13 protein-coding genes are annotated in these 14560 nt (G+C 60.7%); 7 read left to right on the plus strand and 6 right to left on the minus strand.

Annotation, left to right across the window (positions count from 1 at the left end; all coding sequences use genetic code 11):
* Window positions 1–31: 31 nt before the first annotated feature.
* The 6 genes from AAIA72_RS12335 to AAIA72_RS12360 are packed head-to-tail and all read left to right on the plus strand — an operon-like array spanning window position 32 to window position 7367.
* A complete protein-coding gene (locus tag AAIA72_RS12335; protein ID WP_369600612.1) occupies window positions 32–490 on the plus strand; it encodes a GspH/FimT family pseudopilin in 459 nt (152 codons plus the stop codon).
* Between the two features lie 12 nt (window positions 491–502).
* The gene (pilV, locus tag AAIA72_RS12340) at window positions 503–982 is read left to right on the plus strand and encodes a type IV pilus modification protein PilV (RefSeq protein ID WP_369600613.1); all 480 of its coding nucleotides are present in this window, start codon (window positions 503–505) and stop codon (window positions 980–982) included.
* Window positions 983–991: 9 nt separating this feature from the next.
* Window positions 992–2062 carry a PilW family protein gene (locus AAIA72_RS12345; protein ID WP_369600614.1) on the plus strand — a complete coding sequence of 357 codons (1071 nt, stop codon included), beginning with the start codon at window positions 992–994 and terminating at the stop codon, window positions 2060–2062.
* 10 nt (window positions 2063–2072) lie between these two features.
* Entirely contained in the window at window positions 2073–2603 is a 531-nt protein-coding gene (locus AAIA72_RS12350; RefSeq protein WP_369600615.1) for a PilX N-terminal domain-containing pilus assembly protein, read from the plus strand.
* A 15-nt stretch (window positions 2604–2618) separates the two neighbouring features.
* A complete protein-coding gene (locus AAIA72_RS12355) occupies window positions 2619–6926 on the plus strand; it encodes a pilus assembly protein (RefSeq protein ID WP_369600616.1) in 4308 nt (1435 codons plus the stop codon).
* A 12-nt stretch (window positions 6927–6938) separates the two neighbouring features.
* Window positions 6939–7367, plus strand: a complete 429-nt coding sequence (locus AAIA72_RS12360) for a type IV pilin protein (RefSeq protein ID WP_369600617.1) — start codon at window positions 6939–6941, stop codon at window positions 7365–7367.
* A 76-nt stretch (window positions 7368–7443) separates the two neighbouring features.
* On the opposite strand, the gene AAIA72_RS12365 is transcribed toward AAIA72_RS12360, so the two are convergent.
* From AAIA72_RS12365 to AAIA72_RS12385, 5 genes are read right to left on the minus strand one after another with little or no spacing between them, the layout of a single operon-like run.
* On the minus strand, window positions 7444–8211 hold the full coding sequence (locus AAIA72_RS12365) for an SDR family oxidoreductase (RefSeq protein ID WP_369600618.1): 768 nt from the start codon (window positions 8209–8211) through the stop codon (window positions 7444–7446).
* Between the two features lie 18 nt (window positions 8212–8229).
* On the minus strand, window positions 8230–8919 hold the full coding sequence (locus AAIA72_RS12370) for a histidine phosphatase family protein (protein ID WP_369600619.1): 690 nt from the start codon (window positions 8917–8919) through the stop codon (window positions 8230–8232).
* 1 nt (window position 8920) lies between these two features.
* Window positions 8921–9985 carry a phosphotransferase family protein gene (locus AAIA72_RS12375; RefSeq protein WP_369600620.1) on the minus strand — a complete coding sequence of 355 codons (1065 nt, stop codon included), beginning with the start codon at window positions 9983–9985 and terminating at the stop codon, window positions 8921–8923.
* The gene (locus AAIA72_RS12380) at window positions 9982–10824 is read right to left on the minus strand and encodes an SDR family oxidoreductase (RefSeq protein ID WP_369600621.1); all 843 of its coding nucleotides are present in this window, start codon (window positions 10822–10824) and stop codon (window positions 9982–9984) included. Before AAIA72_RS12380 ends, AAIA72_RS12375 begins: the two co-directional genes overlap by 4 nt.
* 23 nt (window positions 10825–10847) lie before the next feature.
* Window positions 10848–12056, minus strand: a complete 1209-nt coding sequence (locus tag AAIA72_RS12385) for an acyl-CoA dehydrogenase family protein (RefSeq protein WP_369600622.1) — start codon at window positions 12054–12056, stop codon at window positions 10848–10850.
* Window positions 12057–12143: 87 nt separating this feature from the next.
* Between AAIA72_RS12385 and AAIA72_RS12390 the strand changes: the two genes are divergently transcribed.
* Window positions 12144–13073, plus strand: coding sequence for a LysR family transcriptional regulator (locus AAIA72_RS12390; RefSeq protein ID WP_369600623.1), 930 nt, complete (start codon window positions 12144–12146; stop codon window positions 13071–13073).
* A 3-nt stretch (window positions 13074–13076) separates the two neighbouring features.
* On the opposite strand, the gene AAIA72_RS12395 is transcribed toward AAIA72_RS12390, so the two are convergent.
* Complete coding sequence (locus AAIA72_RS12395) at window positions 13077–14558, minus strand: YdiU family protein (protein WP_369600624.1); 1482 nt, start codon at window positions 14556–14558, stop codon at window positions 13077–13079.
* Between the last annotated feature and the right edge of the window lie 2 nt (window positions 14559–14560).

Below are 14560 nucleotides of genomic sequence, written 5' to 3' on the forward strand. Positions count from 1 at the left end.
TCAGTGATAAAAGCGGACGAGATTTCTGATCATGAAAACACAGCAGAACGGATTTACTCTGGTGGAACTGATGGTCGCACTGGCGATCCTCGGTATTGTGGCCGTATTTGCCCTGCCCATGTTCGGCGATGTGGTGGAGCGCAACCGGGTGGTGGCCAAGTCCAACGAGATTCTGGGGGCCTTTACCTATGCGCGGACGGAGGCGGTGAAGAGCGGCTCGGCAGTTTCCGTGGGCGGCACCGGCAGCGACTGGGCAAAGGGCGTGACGGTGACGGCGTCGGATGGTACGACCCTCCGTGTGGTGACCCTGCCTCCGGGTTATACCCTGAGCGCCACCACTACAACGATCAGCGTGGCATACGATTCGACGGGCTTCGCCTCATCCACCCTGACGCTCCATCTCTGCCCGTCCGACAAGAGCATCCCGGGCCGGCAGTACAGCCTGGCTTTGTCCGGTCTGGTGACTGTCACTGAATACACTTGTCCCTGAGGAGGCGGCGACATGAGATATCAGCGAAATCGCGGCTTTACCATGGTGGAAGTGCTGGTGGCACTGGTGGTGCTGGCGGTGGGCCTGCTGGGCGTGGCGACCATGCAGTCGGTGGCCATTCAGCAGTCCAAGAACGCCAACCTGCGCAGCATGGCCATCTACCTGGCCTCCGACATGGCCGACCGCATGCGTGCCAACCAGGCGGGCTGGCAGGCCGGCAATTACAACAGTGAAACCGGCGGGGCGCAGAAAACAGCCTGTGTTTCAGCCGCAGGTTGTAACTCGGCAGACATGGCTGCCCATGACAAATGGGAATGGCAGGAAATGATCAAGAGCACCCTGCCGGATGGTAAGGGGACCATTCAGCGTCCGGACCCCTCGGCCAATGATTTTGTGATTACCGTCAGCTGGACGGACAAGGTCCGGCAGCAGGGGGCTTCGGCACCCACCGACACGGACACCAGCTCCGTGGTTCTGCAGTTTCAGCCGTAGGAGGTCATCATGAAACGCTATCAGGGTTTTTCCATTGTCGAACTCATGATCGCCCTGCTCATCGGCTCCTTCCTGGTGCTGGGGCTGGTGCAGGTGTTCACGGCCAACAAGCAGGGCTTCCGGATTCAGGAGGCCAGCTCCCGGATTCAGGAAAATGGCCGCATGGCCATCGAGATGCTGAGCCGTGATGTCCGTGCGGCGGGCTTCATGGGCTGCGCCAACGTGCTGGCGGGCGGGTCTGTCAACAATATCGTGGACAAGACTAAATACAGCAGCAAGGGTACCGCATTGCTGGAAGCGCTCGATTTCGATGGCACCAAAAGCATTGAATTTTTCAACAACGTCACGTCCACAGCTAGTACATCACTGGCCAAGTACGGTCTGACGGTGGGAACGGCATCGGGCAACATCGTCAGTGGTACGGATGCCCTCGTCCTCAAGAGTGCGGAGCCCTGCGAAGGCGGCAAGGTGGTGAGTTACGATCCCACCAGTGCCCAGTTCAAGATTGAGGATGCCAGCGCCTGCGGTCTGGTTCAGAATGAAGTGGTGGTGGTGGCCAACTGCAATGGTGCGGAGATCTTTGCCATTACCAACAATCCGCAAAACGGCAGCCCGTCCAAGGGTCAGTACACGGTGACCCACGCCAACAACCTGAACACCACCAACAAGCTCAGCGGCTCCTATGACAAGGAAAGCTATATCTATCGCTATCGGACCGAAGTGTATTACGTGGCCTATAACGACCGGAACGAGCCGGCCCTGTATCTGATGCGGTTGACCAGCGCCGCGGCGGCATCGCCTTTCGAGACGCTGGAACTGGCTTCCGGCATCGAGGACATGCAGGTCGCAATGGGCGAGGATACGGACGGTGACTTTGTCGCCAATCGCTACATTGATAGCGGTGTGAACATGGACAATGTGGTGGCCATGAAGATCAGTCTGCTCAGTCGCTCGGACGACGGCGTGGTGACCACGGGCAGCCAGACCTACTATTTCAATGGCAGCACGCATACCGCCAGCGACAAGCGTTTGCGCTCGCCTTTCCAGGCCACTGTGGCCCTTCGCAACCGGGTACGCTGAGGAGGTACACATGAGAGATTTCAGGCAAAGATCGCGTCAACGGGGCGCGGCACTGCTGGTGGGGTTGGTATTGCTGCTGATTCTCACCATTCTGGGGATATCCTCGCTGAACGATACCGTCGTCCAGAACAAGATGTCCGGCGCCATGCAGGACACCAACTCGGCCCTGCAGGCGGCCGACTCGGCGGTGCGGGAAGCGGAGGCCTATATTGATGGCCTGACCACGCTGGCCGGTTTTGTCAACAACAACGGATTGTACACCGAGGGCAATGCACCCAGTCCCTATGACAGCACGACCTGGACGGGTACCGTGTCGGCGACCGCCAGCGGCACCCACGGGCAGGGTGCCAACCCCCGCTACTTCATCGAACTCATGGGGGACGTGAATGAAAACAACAGCAATACGTCGGTCAATATTACGACCTACAGCCACGAGAGTGGTGCCGGGCAGCTGAAGGGTTTCCGTATCGTCGCGCGGGCAACCGGCGGCAGCGGCACGGCGCAGCGCATTGTGGAAAGCTATTACGTGAAACGGTTCTGACCGGGGGGCATGATCATGAAACACCAACTGAAAAAACTGGGCACGCTGCTGGGCAGCATGCTGATGATTCTCCCCACCGCCAGCTATGGTGGCGTGGGTACGCTGGCGGATCAGCCGTTGTGGATGGCGGCGAGCGTCAAGCACAATATCATGCTGTCTATCGATGACTCGGGCAGTATGGATTGGGAGACGTTATTCGACAATCAGGATGGTTTGATTGCTTTCAGTGATACCAGTCAAAGTTTCGTTGATGCCAATGGGAAGTTCTTGTCCAGCGGAAATGCCTGGTACGGTTACTTGTTCCCGAACGGTAGCAACAGTACTTACGATGGTCGAAGGTTGTATACCAGTATAAGAGCTATTCCCCCCGTGAAAGCCTATGCGTTTGCGCGTTCTGCGGATTATAACCACGCATACTACAATCCGAACGATACTTACACGCCCTGGCCGAGCTACGGCGGCTTTACCTTTTCAAACTCAAATCCTGCGGCAGCACCTTTTGAGCCCATCAGCAGTCTGAATACCGGTGCCGGCACTCTGGATCTGACCCAGTATTTCAATACTGCATCCAAGGGAAGCTACTGGGATTTTGATCTCAGAAACGGCATGGTTTACAAAGATGATGGAAGTACCTACACCTCCAATAACAGAAGGGATTATACCTATTACCCGGCGACCTATTATGTCAAAATCACCACAGGTACCTATACCTACGATCCTAACGCAGGCAGTAGCGGAAGTGGTTCGGCCGGGGGGCTGACCACATCCAACGCGGCACTTTTTGAAGGTGAGGATGGAACCCTGACTGCGCCGATGATGAAAGGCTCGGACATGGGGACTCCTTATGACCTTCTAAATAGCAATCCCACGGCGATTGCGGATGCGTCAGGGGCCGATTTTGCTGGGGTCAGGAACAGCGAGGCTGACCATTACAACAATCCGCCGACGGTTGGCAATGCAGCCTATACGTTCAGTAACCTGACCGGGCGGGTTGCCGTATGGGTACGAGTCTGGTTCGACGATGGTGATCACGATTCCTTCTGGTTCAATGTGGATGGCAACGCCACAGTGGATACCAGTACGCTTTCGGATACTGCCACGGCCCCTACAACCCCAAACGATGATGGCAAGACCTGGTACCGCTGGAAAGATAATAACGTAACCACTGGCCAGTGGGATTGGGAGAAGTGGGGTGAAATCAATGTTGTATCCGGTGCGGTGACCATCAATGTCAAACCGCGTGAGAGCGGAGCCTATCTTGACCAGCTGCTTGTGACCACTGACCTGTCCTATACCCCCTCAGGACAAGAGTTCCTTTCAACAGCGGGAGGCTCTGTTTCGGGTATTACCCGCAGTTGCGCGACCGATGTCAGCCCGATTTACTATCATGAGTTCAAGATTCACCCTGAGCGTTATATTGGTGTGGATGCCATCGGACCGGATGGCGCTTGTCTTAAGAAGTATGAAATCAAGCCGGGCAATACCTTCCCGAGCGGGCGCAGCTATGCGGATGAGATTCAGAACTTTGCCAACTGGTTTACGTATTATCGCAGACGTCACCAGGCCATGCGGGGCGGCATGGCCTCAGCGCTGCAGGGGTTGACGGGTATCCGGGTCGGCCTGTTCTGGCTTAACAACCAGCGAACAGTGACCATGCGCGACTGGGAAAATTCTTCCGACGTGGCGACGCTGCTGGATGAGCATTACAAACGCGTGCGTCCTTATGGGACACCGATCAAGACATCGCTAAAGCATGCAGGAAATCAGTTTGATTCCAACAGTACCATCATCACGGAAGAGTGTCAGAAGAACTTCACACTGGTATTTACGGACGGTTTCAACACGGATGTAAGTGATCTGACAGGGATCGCCAACGAGGATGGTTCTGCCGGTGCGCCATATCAGGACAACGTGAGTGATACCATTGCTGATGTGGCTTGGTACTATTACAACAAGAATCTGAATTCTTCGCTGCCGGCGGGCAAGGTTGCGGTACCGGATGCCTGTAAGGATGGCACAGCGGATGATTGGGAGGATTGCAATACCAATCTGCACATGAATACCTATGTGGCCACACTGGGCACAAAGGGCAGTATCTTTGGGGTAACCCACAACTCGATTCAGGATGCTTACAGCACGCCTCCGACTTGGCCTGCTGCCTCACAAGTGGGGACAAGTTCCTCCATCTATCAGGTGGATGACCTCTATCACGCGGCGGTGAATGGCCGAGGCGAAATGTACAATGCACAAAGTCCGAAGGACCTGCAGCAAAAACTGAACGATGCCCTGCGCGATATCATCAAGAAGATCGGTAGTGGCTCGGGTGTGACCTTCAATACGGCCTCCCTGCAGACGGATACCTTGTTGTACTCTGCCACCTTCAACTCATCCAGCTGGAGTGGCGAGCTTGAGGCGAAGGAGCTTGACTCGGATGGCAAGGTCAAGAGTACTGCCTGGCAGGCATCCAAATTGCTGGATGCCCGTGATCTGACCAATGATCCCCGGGTGATCCTGACTTACAAGTCGGATGCGGCCACGCCGGATGGTGTGCCCTTCCAGTGGAGTGATCTGCCGGCAATCGGTCAGCAGGATCTGAATTATGTGGGGACATCCTCCTCGGGTGATGGTTTGGGGCAGGATCGCCTGGCATACCTGCGTGGTGACCGGAGCAAGGAGTCAGGCGTCTTCCGCTCCCGCAGCAGCCGGCTGGGTGACATTATCAATTCATCCCCGGTCGTGGTCGGCAAGCCCAATCTGAGCTGGCCCGACAAGGATCCGTTTGGGGTGACCGGTGACCGCTATTCAGCCTTCAAGAATGGTCAGATCACCAAGTACACCAACATTCCGACCCGGGATACCATGATCTACGTGGGTGCCAATGATGGCATGCTCCATGGCTTTGACGCCAGCTCAGGCGCCAATGGCGGCAAGGAGAAGCTGGCCTATGTACCGGCGGCCCTCTACAGCACGGCAACGGGCCGGGGACTGCGCTACCTGACCGACCCCAACTACCAGCACCGCTACTATGTGGATCTGACGCCGGTGGCTTCGGATGTCTATATCAAGACCAGTGCGTCATCCACCGCGGGCCGCAGCTGGCGGACGATTCTGGTGGGGGGCCTGCGTGCCGGTGGTCGCGGCCTCTTTGCGCTGGATGTGACCAACCCCAATGACTTCAGCGAGAATCCCACCAATGCGGCCAATACCGTGCTCTGGGAGTTCACCAGCAACGATGATCCGGACCTGGGCTATATCACCGAGCCGCCGGTTGTGGCCATGATGAACAATGACAAGTGGGCTGTCATTTTCGGTAACGGTTATGGATCCACTTCAGGCGCTTCCGGCACACAGGGGACGGGCAAGGTATTTATTGTCTTCATCGAAGGGGGACTGGACGGAACCTGGAGTGCAACGGATTATGTGAAGCTGGATACCGGTGTGGTCGCGGGTGTGTCCGGTGTCGCTGTGGCGGATACGGACGGTGACAAGATCGCTGACCGGATCTATGCCGGTGATGACAACGGCAACATGTGGGCCTTTGACGTGACCGGCAGCAACACCAACAAATGGGGATCCGCCTTTTCGACGGGTGGCACGCCCAAGCCGCTGTTTATCGCCAAGGACAGCAGCGGTAACCGCCAGCCGATCACTGCGGCCCCGGGCATCCAGCTGCATCCGGAGGTGAAATCTTCGCCCAGCAATGAGCCCAACATTCTGGTGGTCTTTGGCACGGGCAAATACCTCAGCAACGGGGATCAGGCGGATACCCAGGTGCAGAGCTTCTATACCGTGTGGGACAAGGGCCAGGGCAATCTGACCCGGAGCGATCTGGAGAGCCGTTCCCTGGCGGATACGGCCACGACACGAACAATCAGCGGCTCGACCATCAACTGGAACAATGATGACGGATTCTACTTTGATTTCAGTACGGTATCCGGGGAGCGCCTGGTCCACAAGCCGCTGCTGCGCAATGATTACGCCATCTTTGTCACCACCATTCCGGACAGCTCCGCCTGTGCCGGTGGCGGTTCCAGCTGGCTCATGGTGGTGCCGCTGGGTGATGGCCTGACGCCTTCCACGCCGGTCATTGACATGGATGGTGATGGTGATGTGGACGCTAACGACGCCATTTCCTCCGGCAAGAAGCTGGATGATATCAACAACAAGCCGGCGCATCTGTCCAAGAAGATCTATACATCGAAGAGTGACCAGAGCAGCGGTACCGGTTCCTGTGGCGCCGGAGTAAACTGCACCGAGGTGGATCTGGGTGAGAAGACCATTCAGGAAGGCCGGATGGGCTGGCACGAGCTGTTCAGGAAGTAAGGGAGCCGAATGATGATGAAGAGAACAGAGAGGGGGTTTACGCTGATTGAGCTGATGATCGTGGTGGCGATCATCGGCATCCTGGCGGCCATTGCGTACCCCAGCTACCAGGAAAATGTGCGCAGTTCCCGCCGGGCGGATGCCCAAGCGGCGCTGGTGGGGTTTGCCGGTGCGCTGGAGCGCTACTATGCGGCCAACAATACCTACGTCGGGGCTGTGGATGGCAGCAAGAAGCCGCTGTCCTCGGTGTTCCCGTCCGAAGCGCCGCTTGATGGCAATACCAAGTTCTATGATCTGACGGCGGACGTGACGGCCACCACCTATACCGTATATGCCACGCCCAAGGGCGGGCAGGCCGGTGACAGGTGTGGCACGTTGTCCTACACCTCGGCGGGGGTCAAGGGCGTGTCCAGTGGTACGGTTGCGGAGTGCTGGCGCTGACGTCGGCCTGACCGGCAAACCACACAACCCCGGGTCACGTGCGTGAGCCGGGGTTTCTTATGGGTGGGATACGCGATCAGGCGAGCAGGTAGCCGCCGTCCACATTGAGACAGGCGCCGGTGGTGTAGCTGGCCGCATCACTGACCAGATAGAGCACGGCACCGGCCATCTCGTCCGGTGTGGCGATCCGGCCCATGGGGATGTGCTCCAGTGCCTTCTTGCGGATGGCATCATTTTTCACGATGGCCGCGGCAAACTTGGTATCCGTGGCGCCCGGCAGCAGGGCGTTGACGCGGATGCCCAGTCCTGCGCACTCCTTGGCGAAGGTCTTGGTGAGGCTGATGACCGCGGCCTTGGTAATGGAGTAGATGCCTTGGAAGTGACCCGGGATGACGCCGTTCACGGAAGCCACGTTGACGATGGCCCCCTGCTTCTGAGCACGCATGAGCTTGCCCGCTTCCACGGACATGAAGAAGTAGCCCCGGATGTTCACATCCACGGTTTTCTGGAACACGCCCAGATCCGTATCCAGCACATGCCCGAAATAGGGGTTGGTGGCGGCGTTGTTGATGAGAATGTCGAGCCGGCCGTGCGTGGTCCGGATCTGTTCGAAGAGCTGGCTGATCTGGTCCATTTCGCCGATGTGGCAGGCGATAGCTTCGGCGGAGCCGCCCTGTGCACGAATGGCTTCGGCCACGGCCTGGCAGCCTTCGATCTTGCGGCTGGAGACGATGACGTGAGCGCCATACTCGGCCAGCAGGTGGGCGATGGCTTCGCCGATGCCGCGGCTGGCCCCGGTGACGAGAGCGATCTTGCCGTCCAGATTGAAATGATCACGTGCCATGTTGAGAACTCCTTGGGTTTACCGGTAGGTGACGCGGCATTCGGGCGCGTCACGCAGATAGTGATAGTGATTCAGATAAGCCAGGGACAGGCGTTTGCCGTCCGTGACCAGTTTGGTGATGCCCGCATTGGCCAGCGACCAGTTGATACCGAAGGCGGCCTCGTCGCCGAGCCCCAGAACGGACTGGACTGCAGCGGTGATGGGGCCGCCGGAGGTGACGATGACCGCCTTCTCGCCCTTGCCCAACCGGGCCTTGACCTCATTCAGGCCGTCGGTCACCCGCTCGCGGAAGCGGCTCCAGGGTTCCACGCCGGAATCCGGGTGCTGCAGCCAGTGCCGGACGATCTTCCCGAACACCGACTGGAAGCGGGCCTTGCGATCCACCGTGCCGGCCATGAAGGCCGCCACCTCTTCATCTTCCCGGGCAAGTACGGGCAACAGCCTGGCAATCAGGCCCTCATGGTCGAACTCGTCAAACGCCGCCAGTTCCTGAACGGGCGGTGTGAGGCCGGCGGTGTCCAGTGCCAGACCCAGCGTGCGTTGCTGCCGCTCCAGGGTGCCGTGGAAAGCATGGTGCACGGCCCAGCCCTGACGGGCCCAGAGTGTGCCCAGGGCACGTGCCTGGGCTTCACCCGTAGGGCTGAGGCGGTCGTAGTTGGCGGCGCCGAAGCTGGCCTGACCGTGGCGGATGAGATAAATGGCCGCCATGCTACTGTCCGCTCTTGTCGATCAGGTCTTCCAGATAGCCTTCCAGAAACTTCACCATGTGGATGAATCCGGCAAAGCGCTTGTCCCGGGTCTGGCCATGGAAGTAGCGGTAGTAGATCTGCTGGATGATGACCACCAGCCGGAACAGTCCGTACACCTGATAGAAGGCAAAGAGGGTATCCGGCAGGCCGGCCCTTTCCAGGTAGGTCTGCCAGACCTGCTCCCGGGTGAGCATGCCCGGCAGGTGGGTGGGCTGGCGGCGCATCATCTGGAAGGGGGCCGGATCATCCGCCTCGACCCAGTAGGCCAGGGCATTGCCCAGATCCATGAGCGGGTCGCCGATGGTGGCCATTTCCCAGTCGAGCACGCCGATGATGTCCATGGGGTTGTCCGGGTTGAGCACCACGTTGTCAAAGCGGTAATCATTGTGCACCAGTACCCGGGCCACCTGGGGCGGGCGGTTGGCCTTCAGCCAGTCCATCACGCGGCTGTAGGCCGGAGCATCTTCCGTCCGGGCCTTGACATAGCGGTCACACCAGCCGTTGATCTGACGTTCCACGTAGTCGCCTTCGCGGCAGAGTGTCTTCAGTTCCGTCTCCTGCCAGGGCACCTGATGCAGGGCCACCAGCCGGTCGATGAGGGCATGGCAGAGTGCGGTGCGGTCCGGCGGGGTGAAACCCAGGTCTTCCGGCTCATTGCCCCGCAGGATGATGCCGCGGATACGCTCCATGACATAGAAATCCGCCCCCAGGACGCCGGGATCCTCGCAGAAGTCATAGAGTTTCGGCACCCAGGGAAAAACACCCTGCAAGGCGCGGATCACCGTGGCCTCGCGCTTCATGTCATGGGCGGACTTGGCCTTGTGGCCGAAGGGCGGGCGGCGCAGCACCAGTTCCCGGTCGGGGAAGCGGAGCAGATAGGTCAGGTTGGAGGCCCCGCCGGGGAACTGGCTGACTTCCATGGGCCCTTGCAGTTCCGGGTGCAGGCGGGTCAGGTGGGCCAGCAGGCGGGCTTCATCCAGCGCTTCGCCTTCACGGACCGGGATGGTCGGGTCGATCAGTGTCATGCACCGGCCTCCCGGCGTGCCAGCCTGTTGCGCCGGGCGGCCACCTTCTTGCCCAGTACTTTCATCTGGGCGAGGTAGGCGGGGGGCACATAGCGCTTGAGCAGCCACAGGGCATGGTAGAAGCGGTGCGGCAGGATGTAGAAATCCCGGCTCTCGGCCCCGCGGTAGACCTTTTCGGCAATGTCATCGGCACTGAGACGGGAGGTGGCAAAGAGCTTCTCGATGAGTTCCTGAACGCCCTCATCCGGCGAGCGGGCGGTCTTGGCCAGGTTGGTCTTGAAGAAACCGGGACAGACCACGGACACGCCGGTGTTGTAGGGGGCCAGTTCGCCCAGCAGGGTTTCCGACACGGCCACCACGCCCGCCTTGGTGGCATTGTAGCTGCCCATTTCCGGCGAGTGCAGCAGGCCGGCCATGCTGGCCACGTTGATGATGTGGCCGTAACCCTGCGCTTTGAAGGTGGGCACGAAGATCTTGCAGCCGCGCACCACCCCCATGAGGTTGATGTCGATGACCCACTCCCAGTCTTCCTCCGGGGCCAGGTCGATGGCGCCATGGGTCGCCACACCGGCGTTGTTGATGAGAATGTCCAGGCCGCCCCAGCGGCTGGTGATGTCCCGGTGCCACTGCCGGATGTCCTCGGTCTTGCGCACGTCCACGTGCCGGTAGAAGGCGTCCGTCTGGCGTGCCAGTTCCTGTGCGGCCGCCTCGCCGGCGTCATCCTGAACATCTGCCAGGGCCACTTTCCAGCCATGGCCCGCGAATACCCGGGCCAGGCTCAGGCCCAGTCCGCTGGCGGCGCCGGTAATGGCCACCCGCTTCTGTGGAAATCGTTTCATGGTTCTCCTCCCGTCGAGACGACTCATTTGTTGTACTTTTTCAGTTCCAGCCGGGCGATCAGGCCGCGGTGGACTTCATCCGGACCATCCGCAAGCCGCAGCACCCGTGCATAGGCGAACAGGGCGGTGAGCGGCACATCATTGGACACCCCGCAGCCTCCGTGCATCTGAATGGCCTGATCCACGATGCGCTGGCACAGGGATGGTGCCACTACCTTGATCTGGGAAATTTCACTCATGGCCGCAAAGGTGCCCACCTTGTCCATCTTCCAGGCAGCATGCAGGGTCAGCAGTCTTGCCTGTTCAATGTCGATGCGCGCCTGGGCGATGATGTCCCGGTTGCCGCCCAGATTCACCAGCGGCTTGCCAAAGGCCACCCGTGACTGGCCGCGTTCGATCATGAGTTTCAGTGCCCGCTCGGCGGCGCCGATGCAGCGCATGCAGTGGTGAATGCGGCCCGGTCCCAGACGGCCCTGGGCAATCTCGAATCCGCGGCCGAGACCGGCAATGATGTTGTCTTTCGGCACGCGCACATTGTTGAAGTGCACTTCGCCATGACCGTAGGGTTCGTCCAGCTGGCCGAACACCGGGAGCATGCGCTTGATTTCCACGCCGGGGGTCTCGCGCGGTACGATGACCATGGAATGTTGCTGGTGCCGTGGGGCGTCGGGATCGGTCAGGCCCATGAAAATGAAGAACTTGCAGTCCGGATGACCGGCGCCGGAGGTCCACCATTTCTTGCCGTTCACCACCACTTCGTCACCGTCGGCGATGATGGTGCCCTGCATGTTGGTGGCGTCGGAAGAGGCCACATCCGGCTCCGTCATGGCAAAGCCCGAGCGGATGCGACCCTCCAGCAGCGGTTCAAGCCAGGTTTTCTTCTGCGCCTCGCTGCCATAGCGGACCAGCACTTCCATGTTGCCCGTATCCGGCGCATTGCAGTTGAACACTTCGGGGGCGATGAACGAGTGGCCCATGATTTCCGCCAGCGGCGCGTATTCCACCGTGCTCAGTCCCGGCCCGTACTCGGGCTCCGGCAGAAACAGGTTCCACAGACCTTCGGCCCGGGCCTCGGCCTTCAGGGTTTCCATGATGGGGGGCACCGTCCACTGCTGACCGGGCCGGGCCAAATGAGCGAAATATTCCGCCTCGGCAGGCACGACGCGGTCAAACACGAAGTCCTTGACCTTGCGGATGTATTCCCGGGCGCGGGGGCTGTGTTCGAAATCCATGGCATGCTCCTTCTTTGCAGTTGGACATCACCTTACGCCAGTCTGTACAATTCATCCAATGAATAGTCAGAATAGATAACTATTAGCATGGCGAATATCAGCCGGCTGGATCTCAATCTGTTTCCCGTTTTCGAGGCCATCTACCGGGAGGGGAACCTGTCGCGGGCGGCGGAGGTGCTGCACCTCACCCAGCCGGCGGTCTCACACGCGCTGGCCCGTCTGCGCGATGCGCTGGATGATCCGCTGTTTGTCCGGCGCGGCCGCAACATGGTGCCGACTCCCCGTGCCCGCCAGCTCATCGGACCGGTCCGTCAGGCCCTGACCACGCTGCACACCGGGGTGGAACAGAGCCGGCATTTCGATCCGGGCCGCCTGCAGCGTACCTTCCGCATCAGTCTGCGCGATCTGTTTGAGGTGATGGTGCTGCCCCATCTCATGCAGCGGTTGCGGGAACAGGCGCCCGGCGTGACACTGAGCGTGGTCCGGACCCCGCGCCAGCAGATCGAGCACGATCTGGCCACCGGGCGGGTGGACTTTGCGGCCGATGCCTGGTTCAACCCGGGGTCGGCCATTGCCCATGTGCCCATCAGTGATGACCGGCTGGTGTGCCTCATGCGTCCGGGACACCCAGCCCTGTCCGGTGAATGGTCCCTGGGCACCATGCTGCGCTGGCCCCATGTGCTGGTGTCCTCACGGGAGCAGGGGGGCGGATACGAGGACGTGCAGCTGGCCCGCCACGGGCTCAGCCGGACGGTGGCGCTCAGGACGCCCCACTACTTTTCCGCAGCACTGGTGGTGGCCCAGTCGGAACTGATGCTGTGCGCCCCGGCGCGGTTTGCCCGCTTGCTCAGACGGGCCGTGGCTCTGGACGAGCGGCCCTTCCCCCTCACCCTGCCCCCGCTGGAGGTGTTTCTCTACTGGCACCGGCTGCATGATACGGATCCGGCCCACCAGTGGCTGCGTGAACAGATCCTGGACGTGCTGCGCATCCGGCTCGGCATACCGGGGGCCGGGTGATCTTCAGGTGCCGCAGAAGGTCCGCAGGACACGCGCTTCCGGGGCCGGCGGGGCATCCCATTCCGCCCATTCCGGTTTGCGGGTGAAGGGGGCCTGCAGAGCGTCGAGGAACTGCCCGAGCGGCTTCAGATCACCGGCCTCGGCGGCGGCCAGTACCCGCTCCACCTGATGATTGCGCGGAATCCGGACCGGATTGAGGCGCTGCATGGCCTCGAAACGTTCAGGCAGGACCGGGCCACCGGCCGCCAGCCGCTCGCGCCAGCGCGTGATCCAGTCACGCACGGGCGGATGGCTGGCCTGGGGCAGCTGCTCCGCGGTGTCTTCCGCCAGTGCACGGAAGGTGAGTGTGTAGTCCGCCTCGTAGCGGTGCATCCAGTCCAGCAGTGTACCGATAAGATCCTCATCCCCGGCCTCCTCGCCTTCCAGTCCCAGCTTGGCCCGCATGCGTGCCAGCCAGGCTTCGTGCATGGCCTGATCCCAGCGCTTCAGTGCATTGCGCGCCCACTGCAGGGCGGCTTGAGGGTCGGGGTCAAGCAGCGGCAGCAGGGTTTCGGCCAGCCTGGCCAGATTCCAGAGAATGATGGCCTTCTGGTTGCTGAATCCGTAACGGCCATGCCGGTCTATGCTGCTGAACACCTTGTTGGGGACGTACTCGTCGAGAAAGGCGCAGGGTCCATAGTCCAGCGTTTCGCCACTGATGAAGGTGTTGTCCGTATTCATCACGCCGTGGATGAAGCCCACCCCCATCCACAGGGCCACCAGACGGATCTGGCGTTCGGCCACGCGTTCCAGAAAGGCCCGGGCCGGGTGGGCGTGTTCCGGCAGGTCCGGATCGTGGCGGGCGATGGCATAGTCCAGCAGCTCGGAAACCTGTTCCGGATCGCCAAGGTGTGCGGCATGCTCAAAGGTGCCGATGCGCAGATGACTGGCCGCAATACGGGTCAGTACCGCTCCGGGCAGGGGGCGCTCCCGGTAAACACTCTCGCCGGTGGCGACAACGGCCAGACTGCGGGAAGTGGGAATACCCAGGTGGGCCATGGCTTCGCTGATGATGAACTCGCGCAGCATGGGGCCCAGCGCTGCCCGGCCGTCCCCTCCGCGGGAAAAGGGCGTGCGCCCGCTGCCCTTGAGCTGAATGTCCACGCGCTGTCCGTCGGGTGTCACATGCTCGGCCAGCAGATGGGCACGACCATCACCGAGCCGCGTGAAACCGCCGAACTGATGGCCGGCGTAGGCCTGCGCCAGAGGCCGGCAGGCGTCAGGCAGATCGTTGCCGGCAAACCAGGCCGCACGCACCGCCTTCGGAATTCCACCCAGCGGCAAGGCCAGCTGGTCGGCCAGCGGGGCATTCCAGACCAGCAGGGTCGGGGATGCCACGGGGGTGGGCGTCGCATCGCGGTAAAAGGCAGCCGGCAGTTGTCGCCAGGTGATGGGTTCGGAAAAGGGCCAGTGAAAAGCGGCTGCGTGGTGTTCGGCTGAGGTCATGG

The organism is Thermohahella caldifontis, from assembly GCF_041153465.1.
Lineage (GTDB): Bacteria > Pseudomonadota > Gammaproteobacteria > Pseudomonadales > Oleiphilaceae > Thermohahella > Thermohahella caldifontis.

Excerpts from the sequence above, each read along its gene's own strand:
- AAIA72_RS12370 (WP_369600619.1), bottom strand. The coding sequence starts at position 8,919 with ATGGCGGCCATTTATCTCATCCGCCACGGTCAGGCCAGCTTCGGCGCC.
- AAIA72_RS12390 (WP_369600623.1), top strand. The coding sequence starts at position 12,144 with ATGGCGAATATCAGCCGGCTGGATCTCAATCTGTTTCCCGTTTTCGAG.
- AAIA72_RS12365 (WP_369600618.1), bottom strand. The coding sequence starts at position 8,211 with ATGGCACGTGATCATTTCAATCTGGACGGCAAGATCGCTCTCGTCACC.
- AAIA72_RS12335 (WP_369600612.1), top strand. The coding sequence starts at position 32 with ATGAAAACACAGCAGAACGGATTTACTCTGGTGGAACTGATGGTCGCA.
- AAIA72_RS12385 (WP_369600622.1), bottom strand. The coding sequence starts at position 12,056 with ATGGATTTCGAACACAGCCCCCGCGCCCGGGAATACATCCGCAAGGTC.
- AAIA72_RS12350 (WP_369600615.1), top strand. The coding sequence starts at position 2,073 with ATGAGAGATTTCAGGCAAAGATCGCGTCAACGGGGCGCGGCACTGCTG.
- AAIA72_RS12375 (WP_369600620.1), bottom strand. The coding sequence starts at position 9,985 with ATGACACTGATCGACCCGACCATCCCGGTCCGTGAAGGCGAAGCGCTG.
- AAIA72_RS12355 (WP_369600616.1), top strand. The coding sequence starts at position 2,619 with ATGAAACACCAACTGAAAAAACTGGGCACGCTGCTGGGCAGCATGCTG.
- AAIA72_RS12345 (WP_369600614.1), top strand. The coding sequence starts at position 992 with ATGAAACGCTATCAGGGTTTTTCCATTGTCGAACTCATGATCGCCCTG.
- AAIA72_RS12360 (WP_369600617.1), top strand. The coding sequence starts at position 6,939 with ATGATGAAGAGAACAGAGAGGGGGTTTACGCTGATTGAGCTGATGATC.
- pilV (WP_369600613.1), top strand. The coding sequence starts at position 503 with ATGAGATATCAGCGAAATCGCGGCTTTACCATGGTGGAAGTGCTGGTG.
- AAIA72_RS12395 (WP_369600624.1), bottom strand. The coding sequence starts at position 14,558 with ATGACCTCAGCCGAACACCACGCAGCCGCTTTTCACTGGCCCTTTTCC.
- AAIA72_RS12380 (WP_369600621.1), bottom strand. The coding sequence starts at position 10,824 with ATGAAACGATTTCCACAGAAGCGGGTGGCCATTACCGGCGCCGCCAGC.